This window comes from Streptomyces sp. NPDC046909 (genome assembly GCF_040644695.1).
Taxonomy (GTDB): Bacteria; Actinomycetota; Actinomycetes; order Streptomycetales; family Streptomycetaceae; genus Streptomyces.
The window spans coordinates 76,517-93,922 of the sequence record NZ_JBEYXC010000012.1; the positions used below are offsets into that span (position 1 = coordinate 76,517).

A 17,406-nucleotide genomic window follows, 5' to 3' on the forward strand; every position below is an offset into this window, starting at 1 on the left:
TCACACTGCTCCACTGGTCGGGTCGTGCACGGCGTCGTGCGAGGCACGGGGCCGCAGGACGGTGTCTATCCGTCGCAGGCCTTCGGTGATCTGGTCGGGTTCGCGGGCGAAGCACAGCCGGAAGCCGTCGGAGGCGCCGAGCGTCTCGCCCGGCATCAGCAGCACCCGCAGGGCCAGTGCCCGGCGGCACAGGTCGAGCGGGGCCTCGCCGGTGAGCAGCCGGAACCACGCGAACGGGGTGCCCTGCGGCTCGACGAGCTCGACGGCGTCGGTGTTGCGGGCGGCCCAGTCCCGGACGACGTCGAGGCCGGCCGTGGTCAGCTCGCGGTACCGGGCGGTGTAGTGCTCGCGCCGCTCCAGTACGTCGCAGGCGAGGGTCTCGCACAGCACCGAGTTGCCGATGTTGGACAGGAACTTCCGCTCGGTGCAGGCCGCGACCAGCTCGGCGGGGCCGTACAGCCAGCCGACCCTGAGCCCCGGGTAGCCGTACACCTTGGAGAGGCTGGACACGGAGAAGGTGCGGGGCAGGCGCAGGGCCGCCGACTCGGCGAGGTCGATCGCGTAGTCCTCGTCGAGGAGGAGGTACGCGCCGGTGCGCTCGGTCAGGGCGTGCAGGGCGGCCAGGTCCTCGTCGGAGATCCGCCGGCCGGTGGGATTGCAGGGCGAGTTGACGACGATCAGCCGCAGCCGGTCCCCGGCGACGGCCGCCGCGGCCTCGACGTCCACCGAGAGGTCGGGGCGGTGGCCCAGCACGTCGACCTGCGCGCCGAGTTCGGCGGGCATGTCCCAGGACTGCTGCCAGCCCGGGCGGAAGGTGATCACCTGGTCGCCGGGGCGCAGCAGCGCGGTGTAGACGAGGTAGAGGGCCTGCTGGGCGCCGTGGGTGACGAGGATGTTGTCCTCGTCGGTGCCGTAGAGCCCGGCGACGAGGGCCCGCAGCCGGGGGATGCCCCGGTTGTGGCCGTAGTCGAGCTCCAGGTCGCCGACGGAGGCGAGTTCGTCGAGGGTGCCCGGGGGCAGGTTGCTGTCGCCGAGGTCGATGTCGTGGTTGCCGGCGGCGTCCTCGAAGACCCAGCGGCGCATGGGGTACGTGGAGACGGGAGCTGCCGCGTAGGTGGTCATCAGGCGGCCACCAACTTCGCGCGGAAGGCGTCGGAGAAGACACCGTCCGCGATGCGTTCGGCGGTCCCGGTCATGGTGACGGCCCCCTTCGGCCCCTCTGATCCCTCGGAGTCGATCGTGACGTCGATACGGCCGCCGGGCATGTGCACCGCCACCTCGTCGTCGACGAGCCCGAGCGCGTGCGCGGCGGACGCGGCGGCGCAGGCGCTGCTGCCGGAGGCGAGGGTGTAGCCGGCGCCGCGCTCGTACACCTCGATGGCGGCCGTGCGGCGGTCGAGGACCTTGAGGAACTGGACGTTGGTGCGGCCCGGGAAGCGGGCGTGTCCGGCGATCAACGGCCCGAGTTCGCGGGCGAGTTCGGCGGCGATGTCGTCCAGCGGGACGACGGCGTGCGGATTGCCGTTGTCCAGCGCGGTCACCTTCAGGCGCCGCCCGCCGGCCTCCAACTCCTCGTTCAACTGGCCGAGTTCGGGGCGCCCCATGCCGACCCGGACCAGGCCCGAGGCCAGGTCCAGGATCCGCACGGGGACGTCCCCGGCGGCCGTGCGGAGCGGGAAGCCCGCTCCGCCGGCCCACACCCCGCCGTAGGTCTCGGCGAGGTGCAGTGCGAACATGCGCAGCCCGTTGCCGCTCTTGTCGCACTCGGTGCCGTCGGAGTTGAACATCCGCAGGGCCACCGGCGCGCCTGGCACCGGCGGTTCGAGCGGCCCGTACAGGATTCCGTCGGCACCGACCCCGAAGTGCCGGTCGCACAGCAGACGTACGGCGTCCGGACTGGGCTTGAAGGCGCCGCCCGGGTCGACCACCACATAGTCGTTGCCGAGCGCGTGGTACTTCGAGAACTCGGAGGTCATCAGGCGGCGGGCCCCTCGGCGAGAGCGGCCTGGTCGTGCTCGTCGCCGTACCACTTCTCGGCCCAGCGGGAGAACGCGATGATCACGATGTCCCGGTTGGCGGGACCGCCGTCGGCGGACTCCACGTCGGTGACGTCGTGAGCGAGGCCGCGGTCGTCGAGGAGCACGGCCTGGCCGGGCTCCAGGGTGCCGGTCCAGAACGGGGCGTCGGCGCCGGGCTCCCACAGCCGGGTCTGCGCGCCGGCCACGTTGTTCTTGTGCAGCACGGCGATCATCACGAACTCGTGCCCGTCGTGGTGCACGCCCTCCGGGGTCAGCGGGCCCGCGTAGTCGCCGTCGGCGCGGGTGCGGTTCTGGTGGACGTTGATCTGCCAGTCCTCGGAGTGGTCCAGGCCCAGCTCCTTGATGCCGTGCGAGATCAGCGGCACGAAGTCCGCCTTGATCGGCTGGTAGACCCGGCGGATACCGCCGCCGACCTTGTTGAACTTGGTGAAGGTCGTGTAGTCGCGGTGCTCCAGGAGCTCGAAGGTCCAGTCCTCGGCGCCCTCGGGGCGCAGCCGGTACTGCGAGAACCGCTTGAAGCGGGTGCCGTTGCCCATGTAGTCGTCGACGGGCAGGTCGTCGTAGGAGTCGAGCAACTCCTGGGAGACCTCCGGCAGTTCTATCACCGCGAATTTCTGTTCATTGAGCGGCATGGCCAAACTCCTTGCGCGTGGGGGTCGTTGACTTGTCCGGAAATCCCACCGTCAGACGGTGACGGCGGGCATGCGCTCGTCGAGGTAGCGGGCGGAGGAGTTGAGCCGCCACAGGGTGCCGCGGGCGATGGCGCGCCGCATGTGCTCCGACTCGGCGGCCGGGATGACCACGTTGTGGAACCAGCCGGCGGCGTGCTGCGAGTCCACCGTGATGTGCAGACGGTGGTAGACGATGCCGACGTCGGGCAGTCCGAGCCGCTCCCAGGCGTGCACGACCTGCACGAAGCGGTCGGGGACCAGCCATTCGGTCATGCCCAGGAAGCCGACGGCCTCCGGGTAGAAGCGGCGGTAACGGGAGAGCAGGACGGCGAGGTTGCCGGAGAGCAGGGCGTTGGCGGTGAGCGAGCGCTCCAGCTCGTCGGCCGGGATCTCGAAGACCTCGAAGATCTTGTTGAAGAGGTGGGTGTGCACCTCTTCGGGCTTGCCGTTGCCCATCTCGTCCCAGAAGTTCTGGGCGATCTCCATCTTGGCGGCGCCGCTGGTGCCGATCTGCATCATGGCGAGCAGATCGTCGAAGCGGCCGTCGACGACCGACTCCTGCATGACGTAGGTGCGCAGGTCGTCGGCGGTGGCGCGGTCGCGGATGAACTCCCGGTAGTACGGGTGCTTGTAGACGCGGTGCCCGCGTGCCAGCTGCTTCAGCCAGGACAGATACGCGGCGGGCTCGGCCGGCGCCTGGTCGATGAGACCGGGCTCGATATGGGCGTCCTCGACCTCGATGGTGGCCTCTTCGAGCAGCCGGGTGATCTCGTGCAGCAGCACGGACCCCTCGGCGGAGGCACCGTCGCCGGGTATCAGGGTGTGCAGTCCGTAGATCCGGGCGAGCAGCAGCTGCTGCCAGTAGAAGGCGTCGGCGTCGCCGAGCCGCGCGTCGGTGTTGAGGGTGCGTACTCCATCCAGGATCGCGTCCCGCTCGAGTCCTGTTACAGCCCTGTCAAGTTCGGCGGGGTCCCACTTCAGCCAGGACGAAACCTGCCCGACGATGGCCTCGTACGAATTCTGCTGCCGGGGCAGAGTCGACTCGCTGAGAGTCATGGAGAGTCTCCTTCTGGGGCGTCCCGCGGTGGCAGGAGAAACGCCCGCAACTGATGTACGGCGTGCTGGTCTTGCACGAACCGATGGCGAACGGAGGCACGGTGACAGCGGTGACGCCCGAGAGGGCTCGGACGTCACTCGACGCGAAGGCACCGGACCAACCGGGAAATGGGGTCGTACACAACCCCTGGAATCGGGACGTCCGGCAGAGCGCTCGCGCTATGCGCGTAGCGGGCGGACGTCCGTGCGGCAGATCGCGCCCCGCTACCTGGACGGGGCGCTCTGAACCGCTCTTGTACGGCCGGGACTCCGGCGCCGCTACCTCACCTGACGGGGGCCACTCCCCAGGCGAAGTCCGCCTGAACAGTCGTCCCGGCCTCATGGCCGTCGGCGATGTGACAGGACCCCAGGACGGTGACGACCAGCGCTGCCGCCGCGGCCACCCCACACATCAGCGCTCGCACGGAACGGATGGAGATCTTGTCGTGCACCCTAGTTCCCTCCCCACAACTTCGGGGGGATCGTCCCCCGGTCGGGAAAATCATGTCCAGCGCACCCGTTTGCTGGGAACGGGCTCCCTGGGGCACGAACACGCAGTGCAGGATGTTGTCGCCACCCATAGCGGGGTGAACACCGGCATAACCGGGCAGCCGATGACATCAGAACTCAACATTCCGGATCTGCAGCGTTACCGGGAGTGCCTGGAGGAGGGCCGGCTGCCCCGGGAGGACACCCCCGAGTCCCTGTTGCGGCTGCGGCTGCTGCACCCGGTGTCGGAGGGCGCGGAGACGGAAGCTGATCACTGTGTACCGGTCTCTCCTAGAGTCGCGGTGGAGTCCCTGGTCGCCCCGCTGGAGGAGGAGCAGCTGCGGCTGCGCGAGCGGATCGGGGAGATCCGGCGGACCCTGGCCGCGTTCGAGGCCGTCCACGACGAGGTCCGCAGCAGGCAGGAAGTGCCGCTGACGCTGCTCGTCGGGGGGTCGGCGATCAGTACGGCGGTGACCGGTTCGGTACGGTCCAGCGAGCGGGAGGTCATCACCGTGCAGCCGGGGGGCGCACGGCCGCCGGAGCTGGTGGGCGAGACGATCGACCTCAACATGCGGACGCTGGCGCGGGGGATTCGCCAGCGCACGCTGTACCAGCACTCCATCCGCAACGACCCGGCGACCATGGAGTACTGCCGCGAGGTGGTGGCGGCGGGCGCGGAGATCCGCACGGTGACCGAGATCTTCGAGCGCCTCATCATCTGCGACGACACCGTGGCGTACATCCCGACCAGCGAGGTCCGCGCCAACGAGGCCCTGGAGATCCGCCACCCGGCCCTGATCCGCTATCTCCGGGCCGGCTTCGAACGCGCCTGGGAGGGCGCCAACCCCATCGAGCTGACCCGCCCCGGCCCCAGCAGGGCGAACGAGGACGCGGTCCTGCTCCGCATAGCCCGCCTCCTGGTCGAGGGCCACACGGACGAGTCGATCAGCCAGCGCCTGGGGGTGAGCGTCCGCACGGTGGCGAAACGAATCAGCACCCTGTCGACAAGGCTGGGCAGCAGAAGCAGGGGCCAACTGGGCTACTTGATAGCGAGGTCGGGCATCCTGGACGGCGTCCAGATGGAGTGATGGGCAGATCTGTTCCCGGCGTGATCTTGCCGACCTGCGGTTTTACGGTCGCGGGGTGGAACGGATCTGCCAATCACCCCCACCTCTCAACCCCGGCCGTCCCCCTGGCCCCTCAGCCCCGCCAAGCGAAGGCCCGGCGGTACGCGCCCGGGGTTGTGCCCGTCGCCGTCCGGAAGCGGCGGCGGAGGTTCACCGCCGAGGCCAGGCCCACCCTTGTCGCCACCGCCTCCACCGGGAGGTCCGTGCGTTCCAGCAGGGCTCGGGCCGCGTCGATGCGGCGGGCCAGGAGCCACTGGCCGGGGCTGGTGCCCAGCTGCTCGGCGAAGCGGCGGGCCAGGGTGCGGGCGGAGAGGCCCGCCCGGTCGGCGAGGCGGTCGACGGTGAGGTCCTCCCCCAGCCGGGCCGACGCCCACTCCAGCAGCGGGGCGAGCGAGTCGTCGGCCCGGGCGGCGGGCACCGGCCGGGACGCGTACTGAAGCTGGCTGCCCTCGCGGTGCGGCGGCAGCACCATGCTCCGGGCGATCTCGGCCGCGTACGCCGCCCCGTGATCGGTGCGCACCAGATGCAGACACAGGTCGATGCCGGCGCCGGTACCGGCACTGGTGGCCACGTCGCCGTGATCGACGTACAGTACGTCGGCCTCGACCCGCACCTCCGGGAACTCGGCGGCGAGCTGGCCGGTGCGGCGCCAGTGCGTGGTGGCCGAGCGGCCGTCGAGGAGCCCGGCGCGGGCCAGCACGAAGGCGCCGGTGCAGATGGAGACGATCCGCGCGCCCCGCCGGTGCGCGGCTCGCAGCGCGTCGGTCACCTCGTCCGGCACGGGCCCGCCGATCTGCTGCCACCCCGGCACGATCACGGTGTCCGCCGCCGAGAGCGCGTCGAGCCCGTCCGTCACCAGCACGGGCCAGCCGACGGTGGTGGGGAGCGGGCCCGGGGCGAGGGCACAGATCCGGAAGTCGTAGTGGACCGGCAGATCAGGCCGTACGGTGCCGAAGACCTCGGCGGCGGAGGCCAGTTCGAAGGGCGACTGGGGCGGGCTGAGGAGGGCGGTCACCCGGTGTACGGCGGTCGCGGCATTCGCGGTGGCGGTGGCGGTCGCGGTGGCGGTCATGGCAGAAAAGTACCCAGGGATGTCTTTCCTGTCTCTTCAGCGGGAAGATCACATGGCTCAGACTGCTCGCATGAGCAAAGTGAACGACACCGCCGACACCGCACAGGGCGAGAAGACGGTCACGCAGACCGACGACGTGGAGCCGGAGCGCGTCGCGCCGGGCATCCTCCGCCGCCGGCTCCCGCGTACCGCCCACGCCCGGGGCTGGCTGATCGACTTCGCTCCCGGCACCCAGTGGCCGGACGTCGACGTCCACGCCACGGAGGAGCGGTACTACGTGCTGAGCGGTGAGGTCATCGAGGGCGAGGAGCGGCACGGCCCGGGCTCGTACGTGGTGTTCGCGCCGGGCAGCAGCCACCGGCCGCGCTCGGAGAAGGGTGCGCGCATGCTGGGCTTCACGGTCCTGAACGGGTGACGTCCGCCGCGAATCCCGGCCCGACATCCCCCCTTGTCGCCGCCCGCGCGGCGGTGACCTGAGAGACTGCCGCGATGGTTGCCCGTTCCTTCCAGGACCTTTCGCTCGCCGGGCTCTACGAGAGCCTCCACCCGTGGGGCCCCGGCGACGACTTCTACCTGGGCCTGGTGATGGCCGCGCCCACGGTGCTCGACATCGGCTGCGGCACAGGGCGCCTGCTCGCCCGCTCCCGCGAACTGGGCCACCCCGGCCGCCTCATGGGCCTGGACCCCGCCCCCGCGATGCTCGTCCAGGCCCGCCGACGCGAACCCCGGGTGGAGTGGGTCCTCGGCGACCTGCACTCCCGCCTCTGGCACCAGGAGTTCGCCCTGGCCGTCATGACCGGCCACGCCTTCCAACTCCTCCTCACCGACGAGGAGTTGCGCACCGCCCTGACCGCCGTACGCTCCGCCCTGGCCGACGGCGGCCACTTCGTCTTCGAAACCCTGAACCCCTCGGCCCGCCCCTGGGAGCACTGGACCTCCGAACGCGTACGCGAGGGCGCGGACGCCGACGGCTCGGTGGCGTGGATGTGGCAGGAGGTCACCGAACCGATCACCGGCGACAGGGTCACCTTCACGGAGACCTACGAGGGCGTCCGCTGGGACCACCCTCAGACCAGCACCACGACGCTTCGGTTCCTGGACTCCTACGGCATCGAGAAGTTCCTGAGCGAGGCGGGCCTGACGGTGGTGAACCAGTACGGGGATTGGGGCAGGGGCCCGGTGACTGCGGAGAGCCCGGAAATCATCACCGTGGCGCAAAACGCCGTTTAGGGGCGCGGGGAACTGCGCGATCAGCCCCCACCGCCCCGCAGCCCACGCAACTACCTACTCCTCCGCCAAGTCCTCCTCCAGCGCAGCCAACGCCGGGTCAAGAACAATGTCCTCGTCCCGCCCCTCAATAGTCGGATCCTCCGGAAAGTGACAGGCGGTCAAATGCCCCTCACGGTTCCCCGAGATCTGAACCAACGGCGGCTCCTCCGCCGCACACTTCTCCCGCGCCTTCCAGCACCGCGTCCGGAACCGGCACCCGGACGGCGGCGAGATCGGCGACGGCACATCCCCGGCGAGCCGGATCCGCTCACGGTCCGGCGCCCCCTCCTCCGTGAGGTTCACCTCGGGCACCGCCGACAGCAGGGCGTGGGTGTAGGGGTGCCGGGGCCGGGTGTAGATGGAGTCACGATCGCCGACCTCGATCACCTTGCCGAGGTACATGACGGCGACGCGCTGCGAGAAGTGCCGTACGACGGCGAGGTCGTGGGCGATGAAGAGGAAGGCGATCCCCAGCTCCTGCTGCACCTTCTGGAGCAGGTTGACGACCTGGGCCTGGATGGAGACGTCGAGCGCGGACACCGGCTCGTCGGCCACGATCAGCTTCGGCTCCAGGGCCAACGCCCGCGCCACACCGATCCGTTGCCGCTGACCGCCGGAGAACTCGTGCGGGAAGCGGTTGTAGTGCTCGGGGTTGAGACCGACGATCTCCAGCAGTTCACGGACCCGTTTCTCGCGGCCCCCCTCCGGCTCGATCCCGTTGATCTCCATCGGCCCGGAGATGATCTTGCCGACGGTCTGCCGGGGGTTCAGCGAGGAGTAGGGGTCCTGGAAGATCATCTGGATCTCGGACCTGATCGGCGCCAGTTCCTTGCGGGAGGCGTGGCTGATGTCCTTCCCGCGGTACGTGATCGTGCCCGCCGTCGGTTCGAGGAGCCGTGTGATCAGCCGCCCGGTCGTGGACTTGCCGCAGCCGGACTCCCCCACCAGGCCGAAGCTCTCGCCGACGTGCACGGTCAGGTCGATCCCGTCGACGGCCTGCACCGCGCCGACCGTACGCCGGATCGGGAAGCCCCCCTTGACGGGGAAGTGCTTGGTGAGCCCCTCGACGACGAGCAGCGGATCCGCACCCGAATCGACGGCTGCCTCGCGCGGGGCCGGGAGGACGAGGTCCTCTTTCATGACGTGTCCTCCTAGGACTGGGACTACGGCTAGCCCAGGCTGGGCTTGATCTCTTCGATGAAGATGGTCCGCTTCTGCTCCGCCGTGAGATGGCAGGCGGAGGCGCGGTCCGGGGCCAGCAGGGGTCGTTCGGAGACGCAGCGGCCGGCGCCGACGCGGTCCTGGAAGGTGCAGCGCGGGTGGAAGCGGCAGCCGGACGGGGGGTTGAGGAGGGAGGGCGGGGCGCCGGGGATCGGCGCGAGCGGGGCGTCGAGGTCGGAGTCGATGCGCGGCATGGAGTTCAACAGGCCCCAGGTGTAGGGGTGTTGGGGTGAGCGCAGGACCTCGTTCGTCGTGCCGCGCTCGATCGCGCCGCCCGCGTACATCACCATGATGTCGTCGGCCATGTCGGCGATGACACCGAGGTCGTGGGTGATGAAGATGATCGCCGAACCGAACTCCTGCTGAAGGTCCTTGAGCAGGTCCAGGATCTGCGCCTGGACCGTCACGTCGAGCGCGGTGGTCGGCTCGTCGGCGATCAGGAGGTCGGGGTCGCAGATCAGCGCCATCGCGATCATCGCGCGCTGCCGCATACCGCCGGAGAACTGGTGCGGGTAGTCCTTCGCCCGTTCCCTGGGGTTGGGGATGCCGACCTTGCCGAGCATCTCCACGGCACGCTCCCAGGCCGCCTTCTTGGAGGCGCCGGTGTGCTTCATGAAGGGTTCGGCGATCTGGCGGCCCACCGTGTAGTACGGCGACAGCGCGGTCAGCGGATCCTGGAAGATCATGGCGACCTTGTTGCCGCGCAGCTTCTCCAGCTCGGACTCGCGGGCGGTCGTCAACTCCTGGCCCTCCAGGAGGATCTCGCCCTCGACGGTGGTGAACTTCGGGTTGTGCAGCCCGAGGATCGTCAGGTTGGTGACGGACTTGCCGGAGCCCGACTCGCCGACGATGCCGAGGGTCTTGCCCCGCTCCAGGTCGAAGGAGAGTCCGTCCACGGCCCGGACGGTGCCGTCCTCGGTCCGGAAGCTGACGTGCAGGTCCCGCACCGAGAGGAAGGCCCCCGCGTCGGACGGGACGGGCGCCCCGGACTCCTTGGTCAGAGTGGTCACGACAGTGCTCCTAATTGCCCGGCTAGGACAGCCGCACGCGCGGGTCGATGAAGGCGTAGCAGGCGTCGACGACGATGTTGCACAGCAGGATCACGGCGGCGGAGAACAGCATCACACCGAGCAGCAGCGGCAGATCGCTGAACTGCACGGACTCCACCGCGAGCCGCCCGAGACCGGGCAGTCCGAAGGTGTACTCGGTGATGATCGCGCCGCCGAGCAGCGAGCTGAGGTCGATGCCGAGGATGGTGATGATGGGGATCAGCGAACCGCGCCAGGCGTACCGGAAGAAGACATAGCGGCCGCTCATGCCCTTGGCGCGGGCGGTGCGGACGTGTTCCTCCTGGAGCTGCTCGATCATCGCGGAGCGCGCCATACGGGTGTACTGCGCGGCGAAGATCGTCGACAGCACGACCCAGGGGATCATCAGCCCGGTGAACCAGGCGGCCGGATTGTCGGTGAGGGCGGTGTACTTGGGCTCCTCGAAGGCGTGCGTCTGGTACACGAGGATGGCGAGCGCCAGCGGGCCGAGGAAGTAGATCTGCATCGAACTGAGCACCATGGAGCCCGCGGTGAACGTCTTGTCGACGAGGGTGCCGCGCTTCCAGGCGGCGAGCAGTCCGGTGCCGAGGCCGACGAACAGGAACACGATCGTGGCGCCGAACGCGAGGGAGAGCGTGAGCGGCAGCCGGTCCATCAGGGTCGACCAGACCTGCTCGTTCGTGTGGTACGAGTACCCGAAGCACGGGGCGGGGCACGGCCCTTGAGGGAAGTCGTCGCGTCCGGTCACCAGCCCGGACAGGAAGATCCAGAACTGTTCCGGGATCGACTTGTCGAGTCCGAGCGTGTGATGGATGTTCGCCAGGGCGTCCGGGGTGCATGTCTTGCCGCACATCAGCAGCGCCGGGTCGCGGGGCATGCCGAAGAAGAGCAGGAAGGCGACCACGGTCAGCAGGACCAGGATCACGAATGAGCCGAGGATCCGGCGGAGGAGGAAGCGCAGCATCTCAGTGGCAGCTTTCGGGCTTCAGGCCTGGGCGGTGCCGGCCGCACCCCTGATGGTCGGGGGCGCGGCCGGCACCGCTTGGACGGGTTACTTCACGAACAGCCTGCGCGGGTCGACGCCACCGAGGACGTCGTCGTACACCATGCCGCCGATCTTGGAGCCGGCGATCTGGCTCTGCTTGTAGTACGCCGTCGGGATGTTGGAGACGACGTCCTTCACGATGTACTCGTTGATCTTGTTCCAGGCCTCGGCCGCCTTGACCGGGTCGGTGATGGCGTTGGCCGCGTCGATGTCGGCGTTCACCTTCGGGTCGTTGATGTGCGAGTAGTTGGAGGAGCCGTCCTGGATCTGGCGGCCGTCGTACAGCGGCGGGATGACGGTCGAGGAGCTCGGCCAGTCGGCACCCCACGCGGTGTGGTAGATGTCGAAGTTGTTCTTCACCTTGCTGACCTGGTCGTAGTACGTCTCGGCCGGGATCTCCTGGCGCTGCACGTCGAAGCCGGCCTTCTCCAGGCCCGCCGCCATGGCGGTGGAGTACTGCTGGCCCTCGGGGGTGTTGATGTAGCCGAAGGTCAGCTTCAGACCGACCTTGCCGGCCTTCTCCAGGAGCGCCTTGGCCTTGGCCGGGTCACCCGCGGGCTTCTTCTTCTTGCCGAAGGGGTCGAACTTCGCGTCGTAGCCGGAGACGGTCGGGCTGATCAGACCGCCGGCGACCTCCATCGCGTCGGTGCCGCCGTAGGCACGGACGAACGGGGTGATGGGCAGGGCGTAGGCGATGGCCTCGCGGACTTCCTTCGACTGCATCTCGGGCTGGGACAGGTTGATGTTCATCTGGCCCACGTACGGCTGGTAGCCGGAGACGGTACGGGACTTCATCGCGGCGTCGTTGAGGACCTTGGTCAGGTTGCCCGCGTCGACCTGGTTGTTGAAGCTGATCGCGGTCGCGTTGGCACCCGAGTCATCGAGGATCGCCTTGGTCGAGTCCTCGAACTGCTTGTTGAACTCGATGTTGAACTGGTCGACGTACTGGTGCCGGATCGGGTCGGTCTTCGCGTCCCAGTTGGTGTTCTTGACCAGCGTCATCGACTTGCCGGACTTGAACTCCTGGATCTTGTACGGGCCCGCGGTCATCGGGGTCTTGTCGTACTTCTCCTTGGTGTCCTTCGCCTTGGACACGAGGGAGTAGCCCGCCATGGCGAGCGCGTACGGCAGGTCCGGCTTGGCCGACTTGAACTTGAAGACGACGGTCTTCTCGTCCGGCGTCTGAAGGACGGTGTCCGGCAGATGCTTGCCCTTGTACGGACCGTCCGGGAGCAGCTTGCGGTACTCCGTGCCCGGGGTGTCCGCCAGCCACTGCTGGATGTAGGTCGGGCCGTTGGAGACGAACGGCGCGAAGAGCCGCTCGAAGGTCTGCCGTATGTCGGCGGAGGTGATCGGGGAGCCGTCAGCCCACTTGATCCCGTCCTTCAGCGTGTACTTCCAGGTCTTGCCGCCGTCCGTGGTCGTACCGCTGTCGGTGGCCAGGTCACCGACGACCTCGTGCTTCTTGCCGTCGTCGCTGGTCGCCTTGTAGCCGGTCAGACCGCGGTGGAGGATCGACGCCAGGGAGCCCTCGTCCGAGACGTAGATCTGCGCCGGGTCGAGGTGTGCGTAGCTGTCGCGCTGAAGCACCGTGACGGTGCCGCCCGCCTTGGCGCCGGGCACCTCGGCGGCCGGGCCGGTCGACGCCTTGGCGTCGCCGAAGGTGATGCCGGCCTGCTGCCGCTCCGCGTTCTCCTTGTCCTGCTGGTTGTTGTCGCTGTCCTTGCTGCCGCCCTCGCTGCAGCCGGTGAGCACGAGAGCCCCCGCCGCCAGCAGTGAGAGCGCGGCGTACGCGCGGCGTCCACCCTTACCCATCACTCAGATTCCACCCATCTAGTGGCACCGGCGCATTGGACACCAGTGCGATGTGAAGTGCGGACCGGCATAAGAGGTGCCATCCGGTCTGTGTCGGGCGAGGATGCCCACAACTGCCTGGTCAGCGCGCCGTCTTGGGGTCGAAGGCGTCCCTGACCGAGTCCCCGAGCAGGTTGAACGCCACGATGAAGATGATCATCGAGATGCCCGGGAAGAACATGTAGGTGATGTCGTTCTGCATCACGAGTTCCGTCGACGCCTTGGAGAACATCTGCCCCCAGTCCGGCGTCGGTTCGACGATCCCGACCCCGAGGAAGGACAGACCGGCCTCGGCGGTCACGAAGTTGGGGAGCATGTAGGTCGACTGCACCAGGATCGGGGTGACCACGTTGGGCAGGATCTCCCGGCGGACGATGCGCGTCGGGGAGGCTCCGCTGACCTTGGCCGCCTCGATGAACTCCCGTTCTCGCAGGGCGAGTGAGGTGCCGCGCAGAATGCGGCCGAGGCTCATCCAGCCCAGGAACCACTGCACCGTGATGAGGGCGACGACCCGGACGTAGACCGGTGTCTCGTCCCGGGGACTCACGAAGAGCGAGACCACGACGGGCATGCTCGCGATGAAGAACAGCTGGGCCGGGAAGGCGAGCAGGAAGTCGATGACCCGGCTGATGATGTTGTCCACCCGGCCGCCCATGTAGCCGGCCGCGACCCCGAGGACGATGCCGGTGAGCACGGTCGCGACGGTGACCGCCAGCGAGATCATCAGCGAGTTGCGGATGCCGTAGAGCAGCTTGGTGAAGACGTCGTAGCCGTTGCCGGGCTCCAGACCGAACCAGAACTCGCCGCTGATACCGCCGTTGGGCTGGAGGGGCACACCGGCGCTGTCGAAGAGCTCGGGGCGTTCGTCCGCGTACACCGTGTACGGATTCTTGCCGTACAGCTTGGCGATCAGCGGGGCCGCGAGGCCGACCACGAAGAAGAAGATCACGACGTACGCCGAGATCACGCCGGTGCGGTCGCGCTTGAAGCGGATCCACATCAGCTGGCCGGGCGAGCGGCCCTCCAGCTGCTTGACCTCGTCCGGTTTCGTCTTCGGCGCTTTGTCGCCGTCGACGACGACCGACGTCCCGCCGTCCTCGATGTCGATTGGACTTGTCACAGTTCGCCCATTTCACAGGTGTGGGTGTGCCGAACCGGCGACCGGCGCAGGGTGTGCGCGATCGCGGATCGGATCATGAAGAAGCGTCAGCGGATGTCACGGCACGGAAGAACCCGCAGCCGGACGCGCGTAGTGGTAAGGGCGTGGCCCGTCAGAGCCGATCGCCGTACACGGGCGCGCGGTTGCCGATCGCTGTGGACGCTGTGACCCACCTGGTGCTTGTGACACCGCGCATGGGACTCCTCCTCATGACTCCACGTGTTCACCAACAGGAGGGGGTTTCACGCCTTTCCTCCGACACCCCTGACGGAGGGTCAGGCACCCCCTGGTGCTCGTGAGTCGGCGCCGTCCCCACGGCGCGAGACCCATTGACCCGAGCGCTACGCGGCTAACTATCTGCCATGAGCCAACTGGCGACCACCGTCTTTAAATCTCGATTCAGTCACAGCTGGCGCGTACATCTTCCGAAATTTGGACAAACTGTCTGCGGGGAGAAGGCCACGAAACGGACGTGTTACATGCGTATCGGGCGAGGATCTCCGCATTACGGACATCGCTCACAGGAACGCGGGGGAACGCGTCTGAAAATGAGTTGCAAAAAGCCCGGGCACCCCCAAGATGGGGGCACCCGGGCTTCGTTGATCGAGAACCGGCCAGGTCGGCCGGCCGGGATCAGCCGTGCTTGGCGCGGCTCGCGGCGCGGGCGCGCTCGCGGGCGTCCAGGTTCACCTTGCGGATGCGAACCGCCTCCGGGGTGACCTCCACGCACTCGTCGTCGCGGCAGAACTCCAGCGACTGCTCCAGGGAGAGCTTGCGCGGCGGGACGATCGCCTCGAACGAGTCGGCCGAGGACGACCGCATGTTCGTGAGCTTCTTCTCCTTGGTGATGTTCACGTCCATGTCGTCGGAGCGCGAGTTCTCGCCGACGATCATGCCCTCGTACACCTCGGTACCGGGCTCGGTGAACAGCACACCGCGCTCCTGGAGGTTCGTCATCGCGAACGCGGTGACAGCGCCGGCGCGGTCGGCGACCAGCGAACCGTTGTTACGGGTCTGGAGGGTGCCGAACCAGGGCTCGAAGCCCTCGTGGATCGAGTGGCCGATGCCGGTGCCGCGGGTCTGGGTCAGGAACTCGGTCCGGAAGCCGATGAGACCGCGGGACGGCACGACGAACTCCATGCGCACCCAGCCGGAGCCGTGGTTCGACATGTTGTCCATACGGCCCTTGCGGACGCCCATGAGCTGCGTGACCGCGCCCATGTGCTCCTCGGGCACGTCGATCGTCATGCGCTCGACGGGCTCGTACGTCTTGCCGTCGACCTCCTTGGTGACGACCTGGGGCTTGCCGATGGTCAGCTCGAAGCCCTCGCGGCGCATCTGCTCGACCAGGATGGCGAGCGCGAGCTCACCACGGCCCTGGACCTCCCAGGCGTCGGGGCGCTCGGTGTCGATGACCCGCAGCGAGACGTTACCGATCAGCTCGCGGTCGAGACGGTCCTTGACCTGGCGGGCGGTGACCTTGCGGTCCTTGACGGCCGCCTTGTTGTCGGCGCCCTTGCCGGTACCGCCACGGCCGACCAGCGGCGAGGTGTTGGTGCCGATGGTCATGGAGATCGCGGGCTCGTCCACCGTGATCAGCGGCAGCGGGATCGGGTTCTCCGGGTCCGCGAGGGTCTCGCCGATCATGATGTCCGAGATACCGGCGACGGCACAGATGTCACCCGGGCCGGCCACCTCGGCGGGCTTGCGGGTGAGCGCCTCGGTCATCAGCAGCTCGGTGATGCGCACGTTGGACATGGAGCCGTCGCGCTTGATCCACGTGACGGTCTGGCCCTTGCGCAGCTCGCCCTGCTCGACGCGGAGCAGCGCGATACGGCCGAGGAAGTTGTCGGCGTCCAGGTTGGTGACGTGCGCCTGGAGCGGGGCCTCCTCGTCGTACGTGGGGGCCGGGATGTGCTGGAGGATCGTGGAGAAGAACGGCTCCAGGCTGTTGGAGTCGGCCGGCACGGTGCCGTTCTCCGGCTTGGTCAGCGAGGCGATGCCGTCACGGCCGCAGGCGTAGACGATCGGGAACTCGATCTGCTCCTCGTCCGCGTCCAGGTCGAGGAAGAGGTCGTAGGTCTCGTTGACGACCTCGTCGATGCGCGAGTCGGGGCGGTCCGTCTTGTTGATGCAGAGGATGACGGGCAGCCGCTGCTGGAGCGCCTTGCGCAGCACGAAGCGGGTCTGCGGCAGCGGGCCCTCGGAGGCGTCGACGAGGAGCACGACACCGTCGACCATCGACAGACCGCGCTCGACCTCGCCGCCGAAGTCGGCGTGACCGGGGGTGTCGATGATGTTGATGGTGATGACGTCCCCCCCGTCCTTCGGGTGGTACTTCACCGCCGTGTTCTTGGCCAGGATCGTGATGCCCTTCTCACGCTCCAGGTCGTTCGAGTCCATCATGCGGTCGTCGACGCCTTCGAGCTGGTGCGCGGCGAAGGCGCCGGCCTGCTTCAGCATGCCGTCGACGATGGTGGTCTTGCCGTGGTCGACGTGGGCGACGATGGCGACATTGCGGATGTCGTGACGCGTCGAAAACGCAGTCATAGTGCGGCGTACTCCCGGAGTCTTAGGAAGGGGCGTCGCGTACGTCTGTGTTACGCGGACCCTGCCGGGCTGTACATGCCACGGCCTCACCCCATGGTACGTGGGATTGACAGGGGCGGCCTCCGGGGGCTGTTTTCAGGCCGCCTTCGCCGCCCTGGAACCGGTCGGACAGCTGCGGGCGGCGGCCTCCCGGCCGCTCTCGCTCGGCGCCGGCTCGGCGCAGGAACGGAGGTCGGAGCCGATCTCGTCCCAGCTGCGCACATGCCCCTTCACCGGCTCACCGTCCTCGCAGGTGTACGTGAAGTCGGCGTCGACGAGATCGATGTAGCTCCAGGCGTAGTAGGCGCCCTTCTCCAGCCCGGTCCCCTCCACGTACGTCCCCTCGTACCGGGAGTCCACCCGCCCGCGCGAGCCGCCGAGCGACTCGTCGACGCCCAGGTGCCCGGCGAGTGAGTCGAGCACCCCCGTGCTGCCCGCGCCGGGCGGCACGGGGCTGACCGTCTGGTGGTAGACGACGGTGTCGACGACCTGGAGCTTGGCGTTGTACGACGCCGTCGTCCTCGCGATCGTGATGGGATCGGCGAGTTTGAGCACCTTCTGCGTGCGCTGGACACCGGACCAGCTGAAGGTCCCGTCCGCGCAGGCTCCCGCCCGCGCGTCCGAGTCACCACTGCACGCCGTCAGCCCCGCCGCGAGGGCGACCAGCGCGGCCCCCACCACCCATGTCCGCATGTACATGCGGACGATGATCCCCTACGCGGATCCC

Annotated in this window: 16 protein-coding genes; 3 read left to right on the forward strand and 13 right to left on the reverse strand. The window is 68.4% G+C overall.

Annotated elements, in window-relative coordinates:
- From ABZ928_RS34265 to ABZ928_RS34285, 5 genes are all read right to left on the reverse strand, one after another.
- Positions 1–1,122, reverse strand: coding sequence for a pyridoxal phosphate-dependent aminotransferase (locus ABZ928_RS34265; protein ID WP_361527541.1), 1,122 nt, complete (start codon positions 1,120–1,122; stop codon positions 1–3).
- A complete protein-coding gene (dapF, locus tag ABZ928_RS34270; RefSeq protein WP_361527543.1) occupies positions 1,122–1,976 on the reverse strand; it encodes a diaminopimelate epimerase in 855 nt (284 codons plus the stop codon). Before dapF ends, ABZ928_RS34265 begins: the two co-directional genes overlap by 1 nt.
- Positions 1,976–2,671 (reverse strand): 2OG-Fe dioxygenase family protein, encoded by a 696-nt coding sequence (locus ABZ928_RS34275; RefSeq protein ID WP_361527545.1) that lies wholly within the window; start codon positions 2,669–2,671, stop codon positions 1,976–1,978. Before ABZ928_RS34275 ends, dapF begins: the two co-directional genes overlap by 1 nt.
- 51 nt (positions 2,672–2,722) lie before the next feature.
- Positions 2,723–3,766 carry an iron-containing redox enzyme family protein gene (locus ABZ928_RS34280; RefSeq protein WP_361527547.1) on the reverse strand — a complete coding sequence of 348 codons (1,044 nt, stop codon included), beginning with the start codon at positions 3,764–3,766 and terminating at the stop codon, positions 2,723–2,725.
- Positions 3,767–4,089: 323 nt separating this feature from the next.
- Positions 4,090–4,257, reverse strand: a complete 168-nt coding sequence (locus ABZ928_RS34285; RefSeq protein WP_361527549.1) for a hypothetical protein — start codon at positions 4,255–4,257, stop codon at positions 4,090–4,092.
- A gap of 135 nt (positions 4,258–4,392) precedes the next feature.
- Between ABZ928_RS34285 and ABZ928_RS34290 the strand changes: the two genes are divergently transcribed.
- Entirely contained in the window at positions 4,393–5,382 is a 990-nt protein-coding gene (locus ABZ928_RS34290) for a LuxR family transcriptional regulator (RefSeq protein ID WP_361527551.1), read from the forward strand.
- A 112-nt stretch (positions 5,383–5,494) separates the two neighbouring features.
- Here ABZ928_RS34290 and ABZ928_RS34295 read toward each other — a convergent pair whose 3' ends face one another.
- The gene (locus ABZ928_RS34295; RefSeq protein ID WP_361527553.1) at positions 5,495–6,493 is read right to left on the reverse strand and encodes a helix-turn-helix domain-containing protein; all 999 of its coding nucleotides are present in this window, start codon (positions 6,491–6,493) and stop codon (positions 5,495–5,497) included.
- Between the two features lie 70 nt (positions 6,494–6,563).
- Between ABZ928_RS34295 and ABZ928_RS34300 the strand changes: the two genes are divergently transcribed.
- Together ABZ928_RS34300 and ABZ928_RS34305 are read left to right on the forward strand one after the other, a co-directional pair.
- On the forward strand, positions 6,564–6,908 hold the full coding sequence (locus tag ABZ928_RS34300; RefSeq protein WP_361527555.1) for a cupin domain-containing protein: 345 nt from the start codon (positions 6,564–6,566) through the stop codon (positions 6,906–6,908).
- A 74-nt stretch (positions 6,909–6,982) separates the two neighbouring features.
- The gene (locus ABZ928_RS34305; protein ID WP_361527557.1) at positions 6,983–7,723 is read left to right on the forward strand and encodes a class I SAM-dependent methyltransferase; all 741 of its coding nucleotides are present in this window, start codon (positions 6,983–6,985) and stop codon (positions 7,721–7,723) included.
- A gap of 54 nt (positions 7,724–7,777) precedes the next feature.
- Here the strand turns inward: ABZ928_RS34305 and ABZ928_RS34310 are convergent, their stop codons facing one another.
- From ABZ928_RS34310 to ABZ928_RS34340, 7 genes are all read right to left on the reverse strand, one after another.
- Positions 7,778–8,902, reverse strand: coding sequence for a dipeptide ABC transporter ATP-binding protein (locus tag ABZ928_RS34310; RefSeq protein ID WP_361527559.1), 1,125 nt, complete (start codon positions 8,900–8,902; stop codon positions 7,778–7,780).
- Between the two features lie 29 nt (positions 8,903–8,931).
- Positions 8,932–9,993, reverse strand: coding sequence for an ABC transporter ATP-binding protein (locus tag ABZ928_RS34315; RefSeq protein ID WP_361527561.1), 1,062 nt, complete (start codon positions 9,991–9,993; stop codon positions 8,932–8,934).
- A 22-nt stretch (positions 9,994–10,015) separates the two neighbouring features.
- Positions 10,016–10,996 carry an ABC transporter permease gene (locus tag ABZ928_RS34320; protein WP_361527563.1) on the reverse strand — a complete coding sequence of 327 codons (981 nt, stop codon included), beginning with the start codon at positions 10,994–10,996 and terminating at the stop codon, positions 10,016–10,018.
- Positions 10,997–11,083: 87 nt separating this feature from the next.
- Positions 11,084–12,892 carry an ABC transporter substrate-binding protein gene (locus tag ABZ928_RS34325; RefSeq protein ID WP_361527565.1) on the reverse strand — a complete coding sequence of 603 codons (1,809 nt, stop codon included), beginning with the start codon at positions 12,890–12,892 and terminating at the stop codon, positions 11,084–11,086.
- A 121-nt stretch (positions 12,893–13,013) separates the two neighbouring features.
- Positions 13,014–14,051, reverse strand: coding sequence for an ABC transporter permease (locus tag ABZ928_RS34330; RefSeq protein ID WP_361527567.1), 1,038 nt, complete (start codon positions 14,049–14,051; stop codon positions 13,014–13,016).
- A 672-nt stretch (positions 14,052–14,723) separates the two neighbouring features.
- Positions 14,724–16,640, reverse strand: coding sequence for a translational GTPase TypA (typA, locus tag ABZ928_RS34335; protein WP_361527569.1), 1,917 nt, complete (start codon positions 16,638–16,640; stop codon positions 14,724–14,726).
- Positions 16,641–16,775: 135 nt separating this feature from the next.
- Positions 16,776–17,378, reverse strand: a complete 603-nt coding sequence (locus tag ABZ928_RS34340) for a hypothetical protein (protein ID WP_361527571.1) — start codon at positions 17,376–17,378, stop codon at positions 16,776–16,778.
- Positions 17,379–17,406 lie beyond the last annotated feature (28 nt).